The following is a 22,295-nucleotide window of genomic DNA, read 5'->3' as shown; positions in this document are numbered from 1 at the left end:
TGTGATGAAAGAACTATGGCTGGAAAAAGAGCCTTCGGCCGTCTATGGCGGTAAAATCAATCAGTTAATCAACCTCTGTCAGCTGGGGCTTTCGGTTCCTAAGGGTTTGATTTTGCCTGCGGACCAAGTAATGGCTTGGCTAAGAGCAGCTCTGCTAGAATACTCAGAGCAGGGACTTAAAGAGTTAATTCATTTGGGCAAGGAGGAAATTGCGGAGCGTTTGCAGCAATATCCTTTGGAGTCAGCTTGGCTACAGGAGTTAGCAGCTTTTTGTCAGGAAAATCAGGCTTATATCGTTCGCAGCAGTGCCCTTTTAGAAGATGGACAGGCCATGTCATTTGCCGGTCAATATGACTCGATTGGCAACTGCCGGACACTGTCAGAAATTGAGCAGGGCATTCGTTCTTGTCTGCTTTCTCTCTTTAATCCAGAAGCATTGGCCTACTGGCAGCGCCAGGGTTTGCCTGAGCAGGATTTTGCCATGGCGGTGCTGATTCAGGAGCAGATAGAGCCTGACTTCAGCGGTGTCTGCTTTTCCCTAGATGTGGCGACTAATCAGGACCAGACCATGCTGTTGGAGTATGTAAAAGGATCAGCTGATATCTTGGTTAGTGGTCAAGTCAATCCTGAGCAGCTGACACTTCCTTGGTACAAGCCAGACTGGAGCCAGTGTGAAAATGTTGAAATCTCTCTGTCAGTCTTGCAGAAGCTGCACGAGCAAGTTTTGCAGATTGTGGCGTATTTTGGTCGGCCTATGGATATTGAGTGGTGTGCTGTCCAAGAGCAAGTCTATCTGCTGCAGGCTCGGCCCATTACAACAGTACCAACTAAAATCGACAGTGGCCGCTGGACGACAGCAAATTTTCGGGATGGAGGCGTGGCGGCTCAGCCCTGCCCCAACCTGATGTGGAGCCTTTATCGCCATTCTTGGCAAGAGGCCCTTTCTAGCTTTTTGCTGGCAATTGGCCTAGAGTCTGAAGGTGTGATGCCTCCACTGATGCGTCTCCATTATGCTCGGCCTTTCTGGAACTTAGGCGTAGTCAAGCAAGGTATGGAGCAGATTCCGGGCTATATTGAGCGAGACTTTGATGATGAGCTGGGAGTCAATAAAGACTACCAAGGTCAAGGTTTTACCAGCAAATTAAGTCCAGCCTTGCTCTTGAATTTCCTGCGGGTAGCCTTGAAAACGCAAAAAGTAACTAAGACTTTTCTGCATCAGGCGCCAGAGAAGCTGCAAGAGCTGCGTCAGCAATTTACCCGCCTGAATCAAGAAATCCAAGAACTGAACGACCAAAGCCCGATCCAGCAAGTCGAGAGTCTTTGGCAGTTAGTGCTAAATCAGGCTTATTTAGACAGTGAGGGAACGTATTTTTGGCAGGCCTACATTAATACGGTCCAGCTGTCTATGAAAAAGACCAGTCTGCTCAAATGGCTGACGGTCGATGAATTTTTCCAACTGATTGCTAAGTTGGGAAATGTTTCGCATACCAAGCCTTTGGCTAGGATGCTGGAAGTTGCGGATCTTGTTTTGGCAGACGAGAAACTGACAGACGATTGGTTGAAGCTATCGGTGGAAGAATTGCAGGAACTGACTGCACAATATCCTGAGCGAACGGATTTCATCAAGGTTCAGGATTTCCAAAAAGATTTTGGCTATCACTCGGCACGAGAGCTGGACTTACGAGTAGCTAGTTATGAAGAAGATGCTTATCAGGTCCTGACAGCTGTCCAGCAGTTGGTTGCTGATTCAGCGTATTACCAAGCGGCCAAAGCTTCGCTCAGTCCTGTCTCAGAGTCTGAGCTGGATCTGGCTCATCTATCTCGATCCAAGCAGAAAAAAATTGAAAAAATCAGTCAAGACCTGAGGAACTTGCTCTGGTGGCGAGAGGAGTTCAAGGATATTTCCACGCGCTATTACCACCTCATTCGTCAGATTAGCCTAAAACTCGGCCGAGCCTATGAAAAGCGAGGCTTTCTTAAAAATGAACAAGATATTTTTTACATTAAGAAAGAAAGCCTGTCTGCCTTTATGGAAGGGCAAAAAACTGCAGACCAGCTTCAAGAAGAAGCAGCTGATAATCGGCATTATTGCCAGACCTATCGAAATTTTGAGCCAGTGGGGGATTTGACCGACAAAGAGATGAGCTTGGAAGAAGTGGTCCATGATAGTCAGGCTCTGCTGACGGGGATGCCAGCCAGCAGCGGTCAGGTAACCGGTCGGGTTCGAGTTCTCTTGGATTTGGCTGATATTGAGACGATTGAACCGGGAGAAATTCTTGTCACTCGCTATACAGATACGGGTTGGAGTTATGTTTTTGGTATTCTAGGCGGTCTTGTGACAGAGTATGGCGGGGTTCTCTGCCATGCATCTATTGTCGCTCGGGAATGCGGGATTCCAGCTCTGGTCTGCGCTAAGAATGCAACTCAGCTGCTAGAAACTGGCATGATGGTAACTTTAGATGGAAGAAGAGGAGAAATAAGAATTCATGAAGAAGAATGAACCTTTGTTTATCGGTGAATACGACAAATCTGTTATCCTGACTTATATGGGCGCTGCTTTTGCACTTTTGGCAGTCTATGCCATCATTCAGTCCCAGTTGCGGCTAGCCATGATGGCCTTTATCGTTAGCGGTATCTGTGACCTCTTTGATGGTGTCGTGGCGCGACGGATGAAGCGGACTGAAAGTCAGAAGCGCTTCGGCATTGAGATTGATTCCCTCTGCGACATGATTAGCTTTGCGGCTCTCCCGGCTGTGCTCCTCATGACTCAGCTGCCCTTGGGAGCGGCCAATATCATCTTGGCTGTCCTCTATGTATTAGCTGCTGTCACGCGCTTAGCGCATTTTAACCGCTTGGCCAAGCATGATGAAGGATCTGGCGCTTATTTTATCGGCTTGCCCGTGACCTACAGCGCCCTCTTTTTCCCTCTGACCTATCTGGTCTGTCAATGGCTGGCGCCTGGTCTCTTTGCTTGGGTGTGGCTGGGCTTGTCTCTTTTGCTGCCCTTCCTATTTGTCTACAACTGCCGTATTCCCAAGCCCAATAAGCTGGCCTATCTGGTCTTTGCGATTTTAGCTGTTGCAAGTTTGATTGGTCTGGGAGTTCTCCCGCATGGTTAAGGTCTATCAGCGAAAGACTGGCCAAGTAGTGGAACCGACAGAATACAAGGCGGGTCTGTTAGACAAGCTTTATGGCACTGCTTGGGGCCGCTTCCTATTGCCTATCTTGACCCAACCTAGCCTGTCTTATCTTCTGACTTTGAAAGACTACACTTCTTTTTCTCGTAAGAAAATTGCAGCTTTTGTAGAAAATTATCAGCTGAATCTGGCTGACTATGAAGATGGCCCCTATTCTAGCTTTGCGGCTTTCTTCCAGCGGAAAATCAAGCCTGGTCTGCGTCCAGTCTGTCCTGACAGTCAAGTACTGGCTGTGGCGGATGCCAAGCTGGAGGTTTTTACCATTAGTCAGGACTTACGGCTGACAATAAAGGGTCAGACATACAGGCTAGCTGACTTACTGTTGGATGAAGAGTTAGCTCAGCTGTTCACTGGCGGAACAGCGCTGGTCTATCGCTTGGGAGTGGAAGACCTGCACCGCTATCTGGCTGCTGAATCCGGCAGAATTACCCAAAAACGAAAAATCAAGGGACGACTGCATACGGTTAGACGGGTAGCCCAGAAGCGGCGCCTCATTTACAAGGAAAATAAAAGAGAATACTGTCTTTTAGATACCGAGCTAGGGCCAGTCTTGCAGATGGAAGTAGGGGCTCTCTTGGTCGGCAGAATATACAATCACAGTCAGGACCATCTGGTCAGAGGACAGGAGAAGGGCTGCTTTGGTCTGGGCGGCTCAACCATCCTTGTCCTCTATCCAGCAGGCACGATTCGCTTGGATCAGGATATCCTGACTTACTCAGACCTCGGAATAGAAACCCAGATTCAAATGGGGGAAAAGATTGGAGAAAAGCTATGTTTAAACGATTAGCTGTTTATTATAAGGAAATGTTTCCTTTGCTGCCACGATTTTTTGTGGCCGCCATCATGTTTTTTGAGATTTATTTTGTCCTCTTGCTCAATGACGGAGTGACCACCTTTCACTTTGACCATCAGGAGTTGATTGGGATTTTTACCATTTTCGTCTTTCTGATGATTCTGCGGATTGCGGATGATTTCAAGGACTATGAGACCGATAGACGTCTCTTTCCTCATCGGGCTCTGCCATCTGGACGAGTGAAAAAGAAGGATCTGGCTATTGCCCTCAGCTTTATCGTAGCTGTGTCTGTACTTCTCAATATCCTCTTTATGAACAATATCGGCTGGTTCCTCTTTCTCTATATTTACGGAACTCTCATGTCCTTCTGGTTCTTCAAGCGTGACAAGATTCAAAATTCTCTGCCACTGGCTCTAGTGACCCATAATCCAGTCATGATGATTTTGAATCTCTATACCATTTCTTTTGTCTGCTACAAGTACAATCTGCCTCTCTTGTCCCTGCCGACGGTCTTGCTGGCCTTTACCATGTATTTCCCAAGTCTGATCTGGGAAGTCTGCCGCAAGATTCGGGCGCCAAAAGACGAGACAGAGTATGTGACCTATTCTAAGCTTTTTGGCTACAAAAAAGCCACTCGCTTTATCGAGGTGGTGACTCTGCTGGATATCTTGACCAATTTCGCTCTTCTCTGGAATATTTCCCATGTCGGAGTGGTGGTCTTGGTGCTGAATGTCATCTGGATGACCGTCCAGTTTGAGCAGTTTATCAAGGATCCAACTCGCTTTAATATCCGGGAGCGGGTGGAGCGTTATACTTATATCACGGAGACAACCATGGTTCTGTCCGTTGCTGTTTATCTCTTGATGGGGGTACTTTGATGAAAAGAATCAAGCAGACAGGGCTTGACCAGGTCGGAGGCAAGGCCTATCATTTGCTGAAAATGCAGGCTGCTGGATTGCCGGTTCCTGACTTTGCAGTGTTTGCTTTTGACTTTTTTCAAGAATCTGCCAGCTCTGCTGACTTGGAGTGGATGGAAGAAGCTTATCTGTCTGGAGAGTTGGACTTGTCCCAGTTAAGTCAGCAACTCCAGGACTGGGCCAGAGAGCAGTTTAGTCAAGAAGATCTGACGGCAGCAGAAAGTTGGATCCGGCAGGAGGTTTCTCAGAAAGACTGTCGCTTTGCAATCCGCTCATCTGCTACCATTGAGGATGGGAAGGCCTCCTCCTTTGCCGGTCAGTTTGAGAGCCAGCTCAATGTGAAGCCAGATGGACTTAAAGAAGCTATCCAAGCGACCTTGCTCTCTCTTTATCAGGAGTCGGCTCTTAGTTATCTATTTGAGCAAGGACTATCGTTGAAGCAAGCGCAGATGATTTGCCTTGTTCAGGTTATGCAGGAGGGAGATTTGTCTGGGATTTACTTCACAGCTAATCCCAAGGGAATTTTGAACGAGCACATCATTGTTATCGGTCGGGGCTTGGGCAATAAGGTTGTTGAGGATAAGATTCCTACGACAATGGTGACCCTCCATCCCAAGGACCAGCTCTTTTATACAGAGCAGACGGAGGACTCGCCAGACTTATCGCAGGAACTACTTGAGGAGTTACAGGCCATGGCTGGTCAAGTAAGTCAGCTTTTCGGACCTTACATGGATATGGAGTTTACCTTCGCAAATGGCCAGCTCTATCTCTTGCAGGCACGACCTATTACCACCTTGCCAGAGGGACAGCAGATTATTCTGGATAACAGCAACATTGTCGAGAGCTATCCGGGCGTTTCCAGTCCTCTGACTATTAGTTTTATCCAAGAGGCTTATGCCAGCATTTTCCGCAGTCTTGCCCAGCGCTTGGTTGGCAAGGGTGCCCCTGAGTTGGCTGCATATGAAGCTACTTTTCAAAATATGCTGCAGCCGGTCAATAGCCGAGTCTATTACCAAATTCAGAGCTGGTATCAGCTCTTGCAGCTTTTGCCTTTTTCGAAGAAAATCATTCCTATCTGGCAGGATATGCTGGGTGTTCGAGAGACAGAGGTACCTCAGATGCCGGTGCACCTGTCTGCTTTCAAACGCCTGCAAATCATGCTCCGCATTATTCGAGAGTTTTGGACGGCACCCAAGCAAATGCGGCAATTAGAAGAGCAGTTTGCCCAAATTCAGCGCGAATACGAAACGAGCTTTTCTCCCGACGCAGATGCGGAGACCTTGATTGGCTTGGTCAGCAGGCTAAAAAAGGATATTTTGGCTCACTGGGACATTACGCTAGTCAATGATCTCTATGCTTTTGTCTATACCGGACTCCTGAAGAAGTCGCGTCACGGCGGGGCTGTTCAGGCTGAGATTGCAGGAATTGAGCAGATTGAAAGTATGCGGCCGGCTTTGGCTCTGCAGGCTTTAACAGCTCAGCTGAAAGCAGAAGAAAATGCAGAGATTAGACAGGCCATGGCAAGTGAAAGTCCAGCTGTCTTTCTAAATCGCCAGCATCCTTTGGTTCAAGAAATAGTCCATTTTATCCATGAATTTGGTGATCGGGCTCCAGAAGAGTTGAAGTTAGAAACACCAACCTTCCGAACGCATCCAGAGCGTCTGCTCAAGCTCCTGCTGCAAATGTGCCAGCAAGAGGAGAAGAAGTTGGCCCCTCAAAAACTTGAAGAAGAGGTGCAAAAATCAGGCTGGTGGACGAATTTTCTTCGCAAGCGAGCCATGACTGGTGTTAAATATCGGGAAAGCTCCCGCTTAAACCGCACACGGATCTACGGCATGATGCGGCAGATTTTCCGAACGCTTGGGCAGCAATTAGCCGAGCAAGGGCTGCTGGCTACGCCTGACGATGTTTTTCACCTCACAAAGGAAGAGTTGTTTGAGCTTACCAGAACACCCAGAGATGTTAGCAGTTTGATAGCTGATCGTCGAGAAAAGATGGAGGCTGATAAGGAGCTGCCAACCTTTAGTCGCTACGTTTTTGCTGGACAGGTCTTTGAGAAATACCTGAAGCCGCAAAACCGTACCAGCAGTCATAATACGGGCAATCAAGCCTTACAAGGGATTGGCTGCTCGCCTGGTTTCGTTAAGGCTCAGGTTTTGGTCGTGGAAGATGTGCAGGAGATTGAGTCTGCTCAGGACCGGATTATCGTGACCAAGATGACCGATCCGGGCTGGGTTTATCTTCTGACCCAAGCCAAGGGTGTCATTGCTGAGCAGGGGTCTTTGCTCTCGCACACGGCTATTATTTCCCGCGAGTTGGGTATTCCTTCCATTGTCAATGTCAGAGGTGCCTGCAGCCAGCTGCAAAATGGCAACTGGATTGAGATGGATGGCCTTACTGGCAAGATTCGACTGATCAAGGAGGAAGACCATGCTGGAAATTAAACCAGTCAAACCCAATACTGTAGAGCTGGACGATTTTCTAGCCCTGCCCAAGCGGATTTACCAGCCAGACCACCTTATGCAGTCGGAAGAGGAAGAGTTATCTTTGATTGAGGGCAGTCACCCGCTGAGTTCTGACTTAGAAACCTATGCCTTTATTGGCTATGAGGACGGTCGTTCTTGTATTCGAGGCCTTCTGACCTTCTATCCAGATGATGAGGCTGCTTACTTGGGATTTTTCGAGTCGATCAATGACCAGCAGATTTCATCTGCTTTTATCGAGCATTTAGCAGGTTTCGCCCGCAGTCTAGGAGCTAGCAGCATTATCGGCCCCGTACAGGCAAGCTTTTGGCTGGGTTATCGAATGCAGCTGACTGGAACAGAGGAGCTCCCTTTTACTGGAGAACCTCATAATCCAGACTATTATCCTGAGCTATGGCAGGCTGCTGGTTTCGAGCTCAAGGAGCGCTATCTGTCCAATTTTTATCCCAAGGTAAGCAATCAAACTCATCAGGACAAGCTAGCTCATCGCTTTGAGTCTTTTGAAGAAGCAGGATTCACCATTTGCTCTTCAAAGAAGCAGGAGTGGGATCAAGCTTCGCTGCAGGTTTTTGAGCTCCTCAATCGCCTCTATCAAAATTTTCCAATTTATCGGTCAATTTCCAGTCAGCAGTTCAGTCAGATTTTTCAAAAATACCAGTACATTCTTGATTTTTCTATGGTTAAACTAGCTTATAAGGAGGGCAAGCTAGCTGGTTTTCTGATTGCCATGCCGGACTACGGTTCTCTGGTTTATCAAAAACTGACTCCGCTCAACCTGGCTAAACTTTTTTGGATCAAGCGTTTTCCAAAACGCTATATGATTATGTATCTAGGAGTAGATGAGCAATTTTTGGGATTGGGCTCTGCCTTGGCCTATCCGATTTTTAAAGAAGCACAGAAGCGACAGGCTTCAGCTATCGGTGCCTTGATTCATCAAAAAACCGTCACGCGTCACTATGCAGCGGAATTGCAGGGAGACAAGCATGATTATGGTCTCTTTGAATTGGATTTGAACTCCTGACTAACAAAATAAATCACATTTTAAAAAACAGATTTTCTAATTGAAGATTTGTTTTTTAATTTTTCAGGTAAAAATGAACACTATTTTCTAGCTGTTTAAAAACATGATGATTTCAACCTTCAAAGATATATTTTTAAGCAAAAGCATTGAATTTTTTTAGGAAATTCTGTAAAATTTTAAGAGATTATTATATGGAAAAAAGGGAATTATTATGGAAAAAAGAATCACTGGTGATACGCTCCAGCGCTATTCTTTTAGAAAGTTATCAGTAGGATTGGTTTCTGCCACTATCGGAAGCTTCTTTTTGAGTACCGCAATAGGGGGAAATATAAGCACGGTTGAGGCTGCAGAAGTCTCAGCAGGCAAAACCGTTCCAGTCCAGTATCACTACGTAGTAGAGTCCGAACTCACTGAAGCTGAGAAGAATGCAGTTGTTAAGGAGCTTCCAAAGTTTGTGGAAGAAAACTCTGATGCTTATTATCTGGTTTACCGTCCAAAGACCCAGGGGCTTTCGGCAAAAAGTTTGCCAAAGACGGGCTACTCAAGTCTGTGGGAAGCAACTTTTGCAGCTGCTGGGCTGACTTTAGCAGTCTTAGTAATTGCACGAGGTAGAAATGGCAAGAGGTACCTGTCTTCTATTTTGCTGGTGACAGGTCTAGGCTCTATTCTCCTAGCTCCTTCTGTATTTGCAGTGACCAATATTGAATTAGCCGCCTACAATCAAAGGCTGAATTTGACAGTAGGAGATAAGCTGCCTGAGCCTATAGAGATTGCTGGTTTCGAATATGTTGGCTATCTGAAAAGCGGTGAACAGGGCAAGGAGAACGCAGCAGGAAGTCATCAGCTTCCTACGGCACAAAAGGACTTGTCAGCTGTCGAAGTCGATCAGCAGGCAGGTAAATCTGCTAGTCTTTCTGGGAATCAGGGTACTGCCAACAAGCCTGTGTCTACTGAAACAGATAAACTGACAGAGCAAGAAAAAGAGATTATTGCTGCCAAAGAGCGTGAATTTGCTCGGCTTTCTCCAGTTACTGAAGTACCAGAACTCGAATTCAAGAGCCAAGAAAGCAGCCAAACCCAAGTCCTGCCTTATCAAACAGAATATCAATATTCAAATGAACTCGCAGAGGGGCAATCTCAGGTCATTCGCGCAGGTGTCACTGGTACACGTACTGTTGTCACTCGCAATTATATTGCAGGTAAAGAGATTGTAAAAAGCGAAGTGGTTTCAGACCAGGTAACTGCAGAGCCAGTTTCGGAAATTGTGTTGGTCGGAACTGCTGCAGTAAAATCTATACCAAAACAAGCACCAGTGCATCAAGTCCCGGAATTGACGACTTATGGTACGACACCAGATACCGCACCTGTAAATGAAGTTCCAGAATTAACGACCTATGGCACGACGCCTGATACAGCGTCAGTCCAAGAAGTCCCAGAGTTGACAACATATGGCACTGCACCAGATACCGCACCTGTAAATGAAGTCCCAGAATTGACGACCTATGGCACAACGCCCAATACTGCACCGGTTCAAGAAGTGCCTGAGCTAACGACTTATGGCACTGCACCAGACACCGCTCCAGTCCAAGAAGTTCCAGAACTAACAACTTATGGCACTACACCAGACACCGCTCCAGTCCAAGAAGTTCCGGAACTAACAACTTATGGTACCGCACCTGATGAAGCACCCGTGCATCAAGCCCCAGAATTAGAGCTGACTGCGACGGATGAAACAAGAAGAGAAAAGATAGATTTTTCTGTTGAAGAACAGTATACTGATGAGATTCCAGAAGGCAGTCGCCAAGTTGTCACACCAGGAGTACAGGGTGAGCGGGCTATTACCACTCGTATCTATACCTCGAATGGCCAAGAAGTTGACCGCCAAGTTTTATTAGATGAAGAAATTCTTGCAGCAGTCACACAGATTATTAAGGTCGGAACAAGTAAGTCAAGCCTGATTCCGGCTGATGCTCCAAAGGTTGAAGAACTACCAGAATACCCGCTAACTTACACGGACGAAACTAGAGTTGAAAAAATCAACTATACTATTCGTGAAGAAGAAACGGACGAGCTAGCCCAAGGTACTCGCCAAATCGTCACTCCAGGCGTTGAGGGCGAGCGAACTATCAAGATACGTGTCTACAGCTCCAATGGTCAGGAAATTGAACGTCAAGAACTATCTAATGAAGAGACTCTAGCGCCAGTAACGCAAGTTTTCAAAGTCGGAACAGCTAAGCCGCATATGGTACCGAACGATGCACCAAAAGCAGACGCCTTGCCAGAGTATCCACTGACTTATACAGATGAAACGCGTGTAGAGAAAATAGCCTTCAATATTGAAGAGCAATATACGGATGAATTACCACAAGATGCCCGTCACATCGCAACTCCAGGTGTTCAAGGCGAGCGAACCATCAAAACTCGTTTTTACAGCTCCAACGGACAAGAAATTGATCGCCAAGAGTTGTCCAACGTGGAAACACTAGCTCCAGTGACGCAAGTTGTCAAAGTCGGAACAGCTAAGCCGCACATGGTACCGAACGATGCACCAAAAGCAGACGCTTTGCCAGAGTACCCGCTGACTTATACGGATGAAACTCGCGTAGAGAAAATCAACTTTACCATTCGTGAAGAAGAGACGGATGAACTTGTACGAGATGCCCGTCAAATCGCCACTCCGGGTGTTGAAGGTGAGAGAACTATCAAGACTCGCGTCTATAGTTCCAATGGACAAGAAATTGACCGCCAAGAGTTGTCCAATGAAGAAACCTTGGCTCCAGAGACGCAAGTTGTCAAAGTCGGTACCGCTAAACCAACCATGGTACCAGGTGATGCACCAAAAGCAGACGTTTTGCCAGAGTATCCATTAATATACACGGATGAAACGCGCGTAGAGAAAATCAACTATACTATTCGTGAAGAAGAGACTGACGAGCTAGTCCAAGGTACTCGCCAAATTGCGACTCCAGGTGTGCAAGGTGAGCGAACCATCAAGACCCGTGTCTACAGTTCCAACGGTCAAGAGGTTGAACGTCAAGAGCTGTCAAATGAGGAAACTCTAGCGCCAGTAACGCAAGTTGTCAAAGTAGGCACGGCTAAGCCACATTTGGTACCAAATGATGCACCAAAAACAGACGCCTTGCCAGAGTATCCACTGACTTATACAGATGAAACGCGTGTTGAGAAAATAGCCTTTAACATCGAGGAACAATACACCAATGAATTGCCTCAGGACGCCCGTCAAATCGCAACCCCAGGTGTGCAAGGTGAACGGACGATTAAGACTCGTGTCTACAGTTCCAATAATCAAGAAGTTGATCGTCAAGAACTGTTCAATGAAGAGACTCTCGCTCCAGTAACGCAAGTTGTCAAAGTAGGTACAGCCAAGCCAAATATGGTACCGAATGATGCACCAAAAGTAGAAACTTTAGAAGAATTCGATTTAATTCGATTGAACAATCTATTAGCGGAAGCGGATCAGATTAAAGCTCAAGCACGTTATTTCAACGATAGTCAGAGTCATCAATCTAGCTATGATACTGCTTTGACAGCAGGTCAAGCGATTCTTAATCAATCACAAGCCAGCCAAGCAGAAGTCAACCAGCTTGTTGAACAAATCAATCAAGCCAAGACACAGTTAAGTGGCCTTGAGGTTGTCAAAACGGCTCTTCAAAACGAATACGATTTAAATCCAATTATCAAAGCAGCTCCAAAATATAAAAATGCTGACTCAGATAAGCAGACAGCTTATACTGACGAATTAGCCAAGGCAGAAGGAGTTCTGAACAATCAAACTGCCACACAAGTGCAGGTCAACCAAGCTTTTGCTAGCCTGACAGCAGCCAAAGAAGCTCTAAATGGAGTACCTAAAGTCAAGCCAACAGTTTCCATTCTAAGTCTGACAGAAAATCCTGATGATAAGTCGATTACAGTCCAATATAGACTGGAAGACCAGACCCAGTCCTTCCGTTCAGCGACTGCAGAATTGTACCAGAGAGATCAGCTTGTTCGTACTCTTCCAATTACCAATTTCGCAGGAAGTCTGAAGATTGGCGACTTAGACTACTACACAGGTTATACGCTAAAAACCAAGTTGACTTATGAACTGGATAATGGCAGCTTCACAGACCTTGAAACCGACAGCCGCGACTTTGAATTGGAATACAAGAAGATTGCCTTCCGAGATATTGATTCGGCCGAGTTTTACAGAAAAGAAAACGACCAGTTTAAGCGCGTCGTGTCCATGAGCTCTATGCCTACGGATTTGTCTACCTACTTTGTCAAAGTCAAATCAAGTGAATCTAAGGAAATGCTCCTGCCGGTTCACAGCATAGCGGAAAGCCATAAGGATGGCAGGGATGTTTATAAGGTAACGGTATCTCTGCCTGAGCTGGTACAAGAAGGTGAGACAGGCTATAAGTCTGGCTATGACTTCTATATCAGTAAGGCAGTTGTTCCTAGTCAGCAAAATGTCTACACTAGCTTTGCTGGCTTGGTAGACGCTATGAAGCAAAATATGGCTGGCAACTATGTTCTGGGAGCAGATTTGGATGCTAGCGAGGTCAGTCTGGCTCCTGCGGATTATGTCTACCTCAAAGGGAACTTCACAGGCAGTCTGACAGGTAACCATAATGGCAAACAGTACGCGATTTATAATCTAGCCAAGCCTTTATTTGAAAACCTCAAGAGTGGTTCTTCTATTTCCAATCTGGACCTGAAAGAGGTTAATATTGTAGGCACCTATGACTCAGCGGCTTTGGCTCGCAATGCAGAAAATGCTCGAATCACAGACGTTTCCGTTCAAGGTAGAGTAGAAGTAAAAGAAAATGCTTCACAGGTGGCAGGTTTGGTTGTTATTGCTAACAATACCCAAATTACCAATAGCTCCTTTACTGGAACTATCGTGTCAAATGATAAACAGGGTAAAGAATACAATGTTGGTGGTTTGGTTGCCAATCTTAAGGGAGGAAACTCCTTGATTAGCCAAAGCAGGGCAGATGTGACTATTCTAGCAGGCGCTAGAGCCAACAACCAACGCTTCGGCGGCCTGGTTGGCCGTTTAGAAAACAATGCCCGCATCAGCCGTTCTTATGTAACTGGAAAGATTCAAAACTCTACTAAGAATGGTCAAATCGGTGGAGTAGTTGGTTCCAATTACTTCAATGGCTTGATTGATAATGTCATCAGCAATGTCAGCGGAACAAATGTTTACAGTATTTCTGGTGATCAGGGATATGAAAACAACCGTATCACAGAAGCATATGCCGTTGAAGGAAATAAAACACTGGAAAATGACAAGTTTGTCACATCAACACTGACTCTGGACCAGACAGAAGAGAAGCTGACTAGCCTAGACATTACGACCACGCTGGAAGACACGAATCTCAACCTTTATTCTGTCAACTATGCCCAGGAAAAGAATGCCCGAGAAGACCGTTTAATAGCTTATGCTAACATGGAAAAACTCCTTCCATTCTACAATAAGGAGACCATCGTTGCTTATGGAAATAAACTTCCAGAGAATCACAAGCTCAATACGGAGTACTTGCTGGATGTTGTTCCAATGAAGGGCGACCAGATTATCACTGATATCAATAGCAACAAGACCGGAATTAACCGTCTGATGTTGCACTTTGAGGACAATACGGTTGATTACCTGAATCTGACCTATAAGGGAGATTTCAAATATAAGGCAATTGCAGAATATACTGTAAATGGCCTAGACCTTCTTTATACACCAGAAGCCTTCCTATCAGACTATAGCAGAGTTCTCAATCAAGTGCTGCCGGAATTGAACAAGGTTGTCCTTGATTCGCCAGCTATGCGAACTGTTTTAGGCGTAAATGCTGACACTTCTTTGGATGATCTCTATCTGGATACGACTTTTGACCAAGTCAAGACCAAGCTGTCAGAAGAGTTACGCAAGGTACTGGCTATGGACAAGTCTATCAATACGGAAGGCAATGTTGTAGCAGACTATATAGCTCAGCAAATTAAAGACAATAAAGAAGCCTTCTTACTTGGTCTAACCTATCTCAACCGTTGGTATAATATTAATTATGACAATATCAATGTCAAGGATTTGTCAGCCTATAAATTTGACTTCTTTGGAAATCATAATGCTTCAACATTAGATACCATCATTTCACTTGGTAAGTCAGGCATGAACAATCTTAAAGCTAAGAACAACTATATGGCTTATGATGCCTCACTTTCTGAAGCGACTGGTAAACGAGGGCTCTTCAACTATCTAGAAGGCTATCGTCAGCTCTTCTTGCCAGACAAGAGCAATAATGAATGGCTCAAGACCAATACAAAAGCCTATATCGTTGAGGCCGAGTCGGATTTGCCAGAAGCTAGACAGCTTCAGGATGCAGCCGAGGGCAAGAGCAAGTATTCTGTCGGCGTTTACGACAAGATTACTGCTGATAACTGGGAACACAAGGGCATGCTCTTGCCACTCTTGACCATGACTGAGAAGGGTGTCTATGCTATCTCCAATATGTCTACCATCTCCATGGGGGCTTATGACCGTTATCGCCTTGATGCCAATGGCAGGGTTCGGACAGATGCAGAGCTAGCTGAATTTGTCGAAGACCGAGTGAGAAAAACAGCTGAATACCAGCGCGATCACTATGACTTCTGGTATAAGATTCTAAGCGATGAAAGCAAGGACAAGCTCTTCCGTTCTGTTCTGGTTTACGATGGATTCTCATTGGTTGACAAGAATGGTCAAAAATATTGGGCTCCAGCTAATGACAAAAAATCACTGGCTATGCAGGAATTCTTTGGACCAGCCGGCAAGTGGTATCCTAGCAAGGGCTATAATGCCTATGCTACAGGAAGTGTAACCCACTTTGATGCAGCTAAATTGTTAGAAGACTATGGTAACTCTGTCTACACGCATGAAATGACCCATAATTCTGACGGTGGCATTTACTTTGAGGGCAATGGCCGCCGCGAAGGTCTGGGAGCTGAGCTTTATGCTCGCGGACTCCTGCAGTCCACTCCAAGTGCAGATGAGGCAACCATTACACTCAATACCCTCTTCAAGGTGGACAAGGATTCTAAGACGCGTCTACACACATATAACTTCAAGGAGCGCGTTCAAAATGCAGAAGACCTGCAACACTATGTCCATGGTATGTTTGACATGATTTACACCCTAGATTACCTAGAAGGTACCTCTATGCTGAAGCAGAGCGATGATGCTAAGCTTCAGTGGTTCAGGAAGATGGAGAATTACTATGTTACAGATAAGTATGGTAAGGAGACCCATGCTGGAAACCAGACGCGAAGCTTTACTGCTGAAGAAATCAAGCAGCTGAAGACTTTTGACTCTCTGATTGACAATGATGTCATCACTCGTCGGGAGAACAAGGACAGTGGTAGATATGGACGAAATGGCTACCTCAGTCTCAGTCTCTTCTCACCAATCTACTCAGCCTTGAGCAATCCAAATGGAGCGCCGGGCGATGTCATGTTCCGTCGTACAGCTTATGAGTTGCTAGCAGCCAAGGGTTACCATGAAGGATTTATCCCTTATGTTTCTGGTAAGTACTCTAAGGAAGCCTTTGATGAAGGTAAGAAAACGTGGGATGGATGGTCCGGAAGAGATGTTGGTCTCGTGACTGACCAGAAAGTCTTGGAAAATGTATTCAAGGGTGAATATGACTCCTGGGTAGCCTTCAAGAAGGCTATGTATAAGGAGCGGATTGATCAGCTGACCAAGCTCAAGCCAATTACCATCGAGTACGAACTCAGAAATCCAAACAGTACTAAGAAAGTAACCATTCGCTCTTATGCAGATATGCAAAGTCTGATGGACGCAGCAGTAGCAGAGGATGTGAGCAACATTGCCAATGCTACAAGCCGTGTCGATGCCAGCTGGGTAAACCTGCTCAAGAAGAAGATTTACAATGCTTATCTTCGTGAAACAGACGACTTCAGGCAATCAATCTTTAATAAGTAAGTGATATTTTCTTTTGGAAATGCCTCCTAAAATTCCTAGACTCCTTAGAGTCTAGGAATTTTATTTATTACTAATAAAAAATTAATTATCTATTCAAGCTAGAATCAAACAACTTTTCGTAACTATTTCGCAACAAAAGTAGACAAAAAACAGATAATTGCCACTAAAAAAAGTAGTTCACAAAGAGTCAATTATAATATTTTATGTTATAATTGATATGTATATGTCATATTTGCTTATCATATACAAATACATTCATTTTTAGTTTGGTAATAAATTTTGATTTAGAACCGGCTGAAACTGAGGGGGTAGACAGGTGATGGTGTGCCTGCCAGCATTTGTCGAAAATAAAATATAAAAAGAAGGAGGACCGCATTCAAGGTGAAACAAACTTATCATAAAGTGTCTCATGCTCTGATGACTTTGCTGCTTTTGGTATCAACCTTTATTCCCTTGTTAAGCTCAAGTCCTAGGGTTTCTGCTGCAGAGTTAGGTGATGGCGACTATCAACTAACTACAAACGTCACTATTAATAATAATCCTTTAAAGGATACTGGCTACGGTGAAGGTAAATTTTACATTGCACCGACCTATACATTTGCAGATAGCAAAGTATTAAATAATGGTGATACCATGGTTTATCGTGTTCCATCACAGTTCAAAATTGAGCGAACTTTGGAGGAAAACATAAGCGCACCGGATGGCACTGTTGTTGCTAAGTTGGTGACAGATCCTGTTACAAATACAGCAACCATTACTGTCACAAATGCTGAGTATTTTGCGAAAATGCCAGATACCAAGCTTATTCAATCTTCTTTCACAGTGGTTTGGGCTGATAATATGCCTTATGACCAAGAGCAAGAAGTTAATTTCCCAGGTGCTAGAACCTATAGGCTGAAGCGCATCAAGGTTGATGAGGAGCCTCAGGGTTATTCCAAGTGGGGTGTTCAGGATTCTAAGGATCCAAACTACGTCAACTGGCGTATCCGTGTCAATCGCGATGTCCAAAATCTTGGTCAAGTTGTCATTGAGGACGCCATTCCAGAAGACCAAGAATTGGATGAAGATACAGGGATTACAGGTTACTACTTTACTGAGTGGGAAGGTGCTTCTGGCACACGTAAATCCTTTAACCCGAGCGATGTCGTTTCAATTACAGACTCCAATCATTTCACAGTTAATGCTGGGGATTTGAGTGGAAGAGGTATTTATGTTATCTACCGGACCCGTTTGACTGAGCCAGTAGATAAGGTAACCAAAAAAGCCTTTAACGATGTAACCGTTACATCTAATGGGCAAAAGATGCCTGATTTGTTAGCACGTCCATTCGCGCCTTTGACAACTCTTGATGGTGTTGGCGAAGGTACCCGTTCTGATGAAGTTATCTTTAAAGTCAAAAAGGAATTGACTGGCCGCAATTTGGCAGATGGTGAATTTACTTTTGATTTGATTAATAAGGATGACAACGACAAAGTTGTTCAAACGGTAACTAATAAAGCTGGTGCCGTAACCTTTAAGAAACTTCGTTTCAAAAAAGAAGGAACCTTTAACTACGTCATTCGTGAACGAGCAAGTAATCTGCCAGGTGTGACAAACGATGCCAATTCAGACATCAATGTTACTGTTACTGTAACAGACAACAACGGCGTTAAGACAGCAGCGGTTACCTATGACCGTGATGCTTTTACCAATACATACAAGTTAGAGCCAGCAACTGCAGCGATTACCGCTAAGAAAGTTCTGGATGGTAAAGCACTTGAAGCTGAAAAGTATACTTTCAAACTGACTGAGGTTGGAGGAAATAACTTGGAGCTTCAAGCAGCTAACGATGCCAATGGTGATATCAAGTTCCTTGGAATCAACTATGATAAAGAAGGCACTTATACTTACAAGCTGACGGAAGTAGCTGGAAATGAAGCTGGAGTGACTTATGACAGTGCAGAACATACTGTGACTGTCACAGTGACCGAAAACAACGGCAAATTGGAAGCTACCGTCGAAGGCAATAATCCAGTATTCACAAACACTTATAAAGACTATGGTGTCAGCTATGAGTTTCTCAGCAGCAATCCAGCCTTTCCAAATCTGCCAAAAGAAGTAACTGATTTGCTTCCAGCAGATGCTAATCGCTACACTAGTGGTACTAAAGTAGATGCTAAGCAGCCTGCTAAAACAAGTGTTACAGTTACTGAAGGCACATGGACTTTCGAAGGCTATGCAGAGTCAAATGCACAGACTGTTGCGGATAAGGACCTTAAATTTACCGGTAAATGGAATTTTACTCCAGCACCGAAATATAAGGCAACTTATGAATTTGTAAGCGCAGATCCGAACCGTAGCTTGCCAGCAGAAGTCACAGCATTGTTACCAAATGATGCCACTGAATATGCAGACGGTGCTGCCGTTCAAGCGGTTCAGCCAGCTAAGAAAACTGTTGAAGCAAGTGATGGTACTTGGAAATTCCTCAAATATGACGCAGATAGTAAAACTATTGCAGGCGCAGATGTCAAATTTACAGGCACATGGACATTTGAAGCTAGACGTCCACAAGGACCAGGTACACCGCCACCTTCTTCAGGTTCGACACCACCACCGTCATCATCTGGTGATAAACCAGGCGGTTCGACTGATGGAACCCCAGGTAATTCATCAGATAAAGATGGAAAAGATGTTACTGGATCAGCAACTGGCAAAAAAGTTTTGCCGAAAACTGGCAGCGAAACATCTATCTTTGCGATAGCAGCAGGATTTGCTCTGATTCTTTTATCAGCTCTTGTCTATCGTTTCAAAAAAGCTAATTAATATTAGCCAAACGAATCATCTCAGCTAGCTGAGATGATTTTTTCTTGTCTTTGTCATCATCTATCCTTGATAATGTACTGACGGTTAAATTTATAAACTCTAAAGCAAGCAGTCATTCAAATGGATGTTTTTACGGTGGCTAATATTTGCTAAACTTGATTTTACAGTCAATGAATACTTGAAAATAAAAGTGAATTCTTGTTTTATAAAGAAGATTTGTTATAATAAAATAAGAAAAAGTTTCTTTGTTTAAAGAGAGATGTTGATGAAAAATAGGAAGTTTAGGGTGATTCCTTTTTTGCCCCTAGTTTTGTATCTACTGGTGTATCTGTACGGTTATTCGGGAATTGAGCCAGAGCCGGAGGTTGCTTATGGTTATCTTTACCTTTTTCTTTTTTTAGTTCCTGTTGTCATTGCTTATTTTGTACTTGCTGTTACGAATTTTGCAACACTGATGGGGGAAGTTACTTTTTTATTCAAAGGATAGCTACTAGGGCATCTCTATCGGCTTTATTTTTCTATCTTTTTATTTTCGATTTTGTTTTGCGGTCTTAATTATTATCAGTTGATAGCTCCATATGGCCCTCAGATGAAAATTAGTGCTGGAGAAGCTTATAATCCCTTAGCACCTTATGCCATTCCTCTCTTGCTTTTTCTCTTAGGATTGTTGGGCAATCTCTTCTTTTGGGATTTGCAAAAGATTGAAGTCCAGGAGGAGAAAGAGTAGCAGTACGGCGATAGTAATTGAGGTGTCATAATTTCTCAAAATCATTAAAAGCCTGCTGAAAATCTATTTGCTCAGGCTTTCTTTGTGCTATAATAAAGAAAAACGATGAGGAGACATTCATGAATCAAACTGTTCAATATTTACAAGAATTAACGGCTATCCCTTCCCCAACGGGTTTTACGGCTGAGGTGGCAGACTATTTGGTACAAACGCTGGAAGGATTGGGCTATGAGCCTGTTCGGACCAATAAAGGCGGCGTCCATGTCGTGGTTAAGGGGGAAAATGACGCCCAGTATCGGGTAGTGACTGCCCATGTGGATACACTGGGGGCTATTGTTCGGGCTATTAAGTCTGACGGTCGCCTCAAGCTGGATCGGATTGGCGGTTTCCCTTGGAACATGATTGAAGGAGAAAACTGTCTGGTCCATGTGGCCAGCAGTGGAAAGACTATCAGTGGGACTATCTTAGTTCACCAGACTTCCTGCCATGTTTACAAGGATGCTGGGACGGTTGAGCGAACTCAGGACAATATGGAAGTCCGTTTGGACGAAAAGGTGACAAGTGAGAAAGAAACGCGGGATTTAGGAATCGAAGTCGGGGATTTTATTTCCTTTGATCCTCGTACCACAGTTACCAAGTCAGGCTTTATCAAGTCTCGCTTTCTGGACGACAAGGTCAGCGCAGCTATTTTGCTCAATCTTTTGCGCGTTTATAAAGAGGAAAATATTCAGCTGCCGGTGACGACTCATTTTGCTTTTAGTGTCTTTGAAGAGGTTGGTCATGGGGCTAATTCCAGCCTGCCGGAGCAAGCGGTAGAGTATCTGGCTGTTGATATGGGCGCTATGGGTGATGACCAGCAGACGGATGAGTATACGGTTTCCATCTGTGTTAAGGATGCTTCAGGGCCTTATCACTATGGCTTCCGCCAGCATTTGGTAAATTTGGCTAAGGAGCAGGATATTCCTTATAAACTGGACATCTATCCATTTTACGGGTCAGACGCCTCTGCAGCAATGAGCGCAGGAGCAGAAGTCAAGCATGCCCTGTTAGGCGCTGGCATCGAATCCAGCCACTCTTATGAGCGTACCCATATTGATTCAGTCGTCGCAACAGAGCGTATGGTGGATGCATATCTTAGAAACGGATTAGTCGGACAGAGTGTCTAATAATGTCCAAAAACATTGCTCGAATTATTGGTATAATTCTTAAAAATATGTTATGTTCGTATATAGAATTACTTTAGGTTAAAAGGGAGAAAATGAAAGTAGTTTGTGTGGATTCCTGTATTCGTTCCCAGGCCTTTGGGATTGACATAGCTTTCCGCAATCGATTTGAACTTTTTGAAGGCATGAAAGTGCCTTATGAATTGTGGGTTTCTGAAGCGGATACAGATATATATACTAACGCCTCTTCTAGGCAGCTTGTGTTGGACAGTTATGAAGCCTTGGGCATTGATAGGACCAAGGTTCGTTTTCTTGGTTTAGAGTTGGGGGGACGAAGTGTCCAGGAGTTTGCTGAGGAGGAGCTTGAACCAGAAGACTGGCTGATGATGGAACGTCTGGATATCCCAGAAAATATTCTCTTGAGACGTGGACAAGATTTTCATGTAGCGCGCGTCCTTCATCAGGATCATATGATTGCCCTCGGACAAGAGTTAAATAAAAAGGTGATGGGCTGGCTGGATCAGGATGTGTTAGACTCTTTGATTTTGGTTGGGGAAGGCCAAGAGGCTTATCTGCCTCAAAAGATGAGGGATAAGGCCCTCTTTATTCCAACAACCTACGCAGATCAAGTGGTCCAGTATCCAAGAAAGAGAGTCTTTGATCCAAAGGAAATTCGCTTGGTGACTGTCAGTCGTTTGTCTGAGGAGAAAAATGTTCTGTTATTGCTGAAAATCATGGCTTTGCTGAAATTTAAAGGGTATGAGCAATTTAGATTAGATATCTATGGAGATGGTCCAGACATGTCCATGCTAAAAGATGTAGTCCAGCTCAATGATTTGGAAGGCATGGTTTGTTTTAAGGGCTATCAGTCTCAAATACCTTATCAAGCTTATGATGCCTATATTAGCACTTCCGTATCGGAAGCCTTTGCGACATCGCTCTATGAGGCTCTGGTCAATGGCTTGCCTCTGATAGGTCTGGATGTGCGTTATGCCAATCGAGCTTATATTAAGCATGGAAAGAATGGCTGGCTGATACCGCAAAATGATGCTAATCAATATATTGCCTATCTGGAGCAATTTAGCCAATTTGGAGAAAAAGAATGGAGGGGATTTTCGGCAAGATCTAAAGAACTTGCCAATCGCTATCACAAAGAATTACTAGTCAATCTATGGGAAAAAGTTTTTAAAATTTCAAAAATAGGAGATTAAAAGGAGAAT

10 protein-coding genes and 1 pseudogene are annotated in these 22,295 nt (G+C 44.5%); all 11 read left to right on the top strand.

All coding sequences use genetic code 11. From position 1 onward, the window contains the following. The first annotated feature begins 4 nt into the window (after positions 1 to 4). The 11 genes and pseudogenes from QZ169_RS03320 to QZ169_RS03265 all read left to right on the top strand — a co-directional run bounded on the left by QZ169_RS03320 (position 5) and on the right by QZ169_RS03265 (position 22,286). Positions 5 to 2,500, top strand: coding sequence for a PEP/pyruvate-binding domain-containing protein (locus tag QZ169_RS03320; protein ID WP_295504881.1), 2,496 nt, complete (start codon positions 5 to 7; stop codon positions 2,498 to 2,500). Then, on the top strand, positions 2,487 to 3,119 hold the full coding sequence (locus QZ169_RS03315) for a phosphatidylcholine/phosphatidylserine synthase (protein ID WP_227963355.1): 633 nt from the start codon (positions 2,487 to 2,489) through the stop codon (positions 3,117 to 3,119). Before QZ169_RS03320 ends, QZ169_RS03315 begins: the two co-directional genes overlap by 14 nt. Further along, positions 3,112 to 3,984: a phosphatidylserine decarboxylase gene (locus tag QZ169_RS03310; RefSeq protein ID WP_295504878.1), complete on the top strand. Its 873-nt coding sequence runs from the start codon at positions 3,112 to 3,114 to the stop codon at positions 3,982 to 3,984. Before QZ169_RS03315 ends, QZ169_RS03310 begins: the two co-directional genes overlap by 8 nt. After that, entirely contained in the window at positions 3,969 to 4,868 is a 900-nt protein-coding gene (locus QZ169_RS03305; protein ID WP_061423395.1) for a UbiA family prenyltransferase, read from the top strand. The genes QZ169_RS03310 and QZ169_RS03305 overlap by 16 nt, the downstream gene beginning before the upstream one ends. After that, positions 4,868 to 7,351: a phosphoenolpyruvate synthase gene (locus QZ169_RS03300; protein ID WP_295504876.1), complete on the top strand. Its 2,484-nt coding sequence runs from the start codon at positions 4,868 to 4,870 to the stop codon at positions 7,349 to 7,351. The genes QZ169_RS03305 and QZ169_RS03300 overlap by 1 nt, the downstream gene beginning before the upstream one ends. Continuing rightward, a complete protein-coding gene (locus QZ169_RS03295) occupies positions 7,338 to 8,411 on the top strand; it encodes a hypothetical protein (RefSeq protein WP_295504875.1) in 1,074 nt (357 codons plus the stop codon). The genes QZ169_RS03300 and QZ169_RS03295 overlap by 14 nt, the downstream gene beginning before the upstream one ends. 211 nt (positions 8,412 to 8,622) lie before the next feature. After that, complete coding sequence (locus QZ169_RS03290) at positions 8,623 to 16,383, top strand: SIALI-17 repeat-containing surface protein (protein WP_295504873.1); 7,761 nt, start codon at positions 8,623 to 8,625, stop codon at positions 16,381 to 16,383. Positions 16,384 to 16,764: 381 nt separating this feature from the next. Continuing rightward, entirely contained in the window at positions 16,765 to 19,185 is a 2,421-nt protein-coding gene (locus QZ169_RS03285; RefSeq protein ID WP_295504871.1) for an SHIRT domain-containing protein, read from the top strand. 259 nt (positions 19,186 to 19,444) lie between these two features. Further along, positions 19,445 to 19,912, top strand: a pseudogene (locus tag QZ169_RS11545) (ABC transporter permease). Positions 19,913 to 20,031: 119 nt separating this feature from the next. Then, positions 20,032 to 21,078, top strand: coding sequence for a M42 family metallopeptidase (locus QZ169_RS03270; protein ID WP_295504866.1), 1,047 nt, complete (start codon positions 20,032 to 20,034; stop codon positions 21,076 to 21,078). A 92-nt stretch (positions 21,079 to 21,170) separates the two neighbouring features. Then, positions 21,171 to 22,286, top strand: a complete 1,116-nt coding sequence (locus tag QZ169_RS03265) for a glycosyltransferase (protein ID WP_295504865.1) — start codon at positions 21,171 to 21,173, stop codon at positions 22,284 to 22,286. The last annotated feature ends 9 nt before the right edge of the window (positions 22,287 to 22,295 follow it).

This window comes from uncultured Streptococcus sp. (assembly GCF_905372115.1).
Classification (GTDB): Bacteria; Bacillota; Bacilli; order Lactobacillales; family Streptococcaceae; genus Streptococcus.
This window is presented reverse-complemented; position numbering and strand designations above follow the sequence as displayed.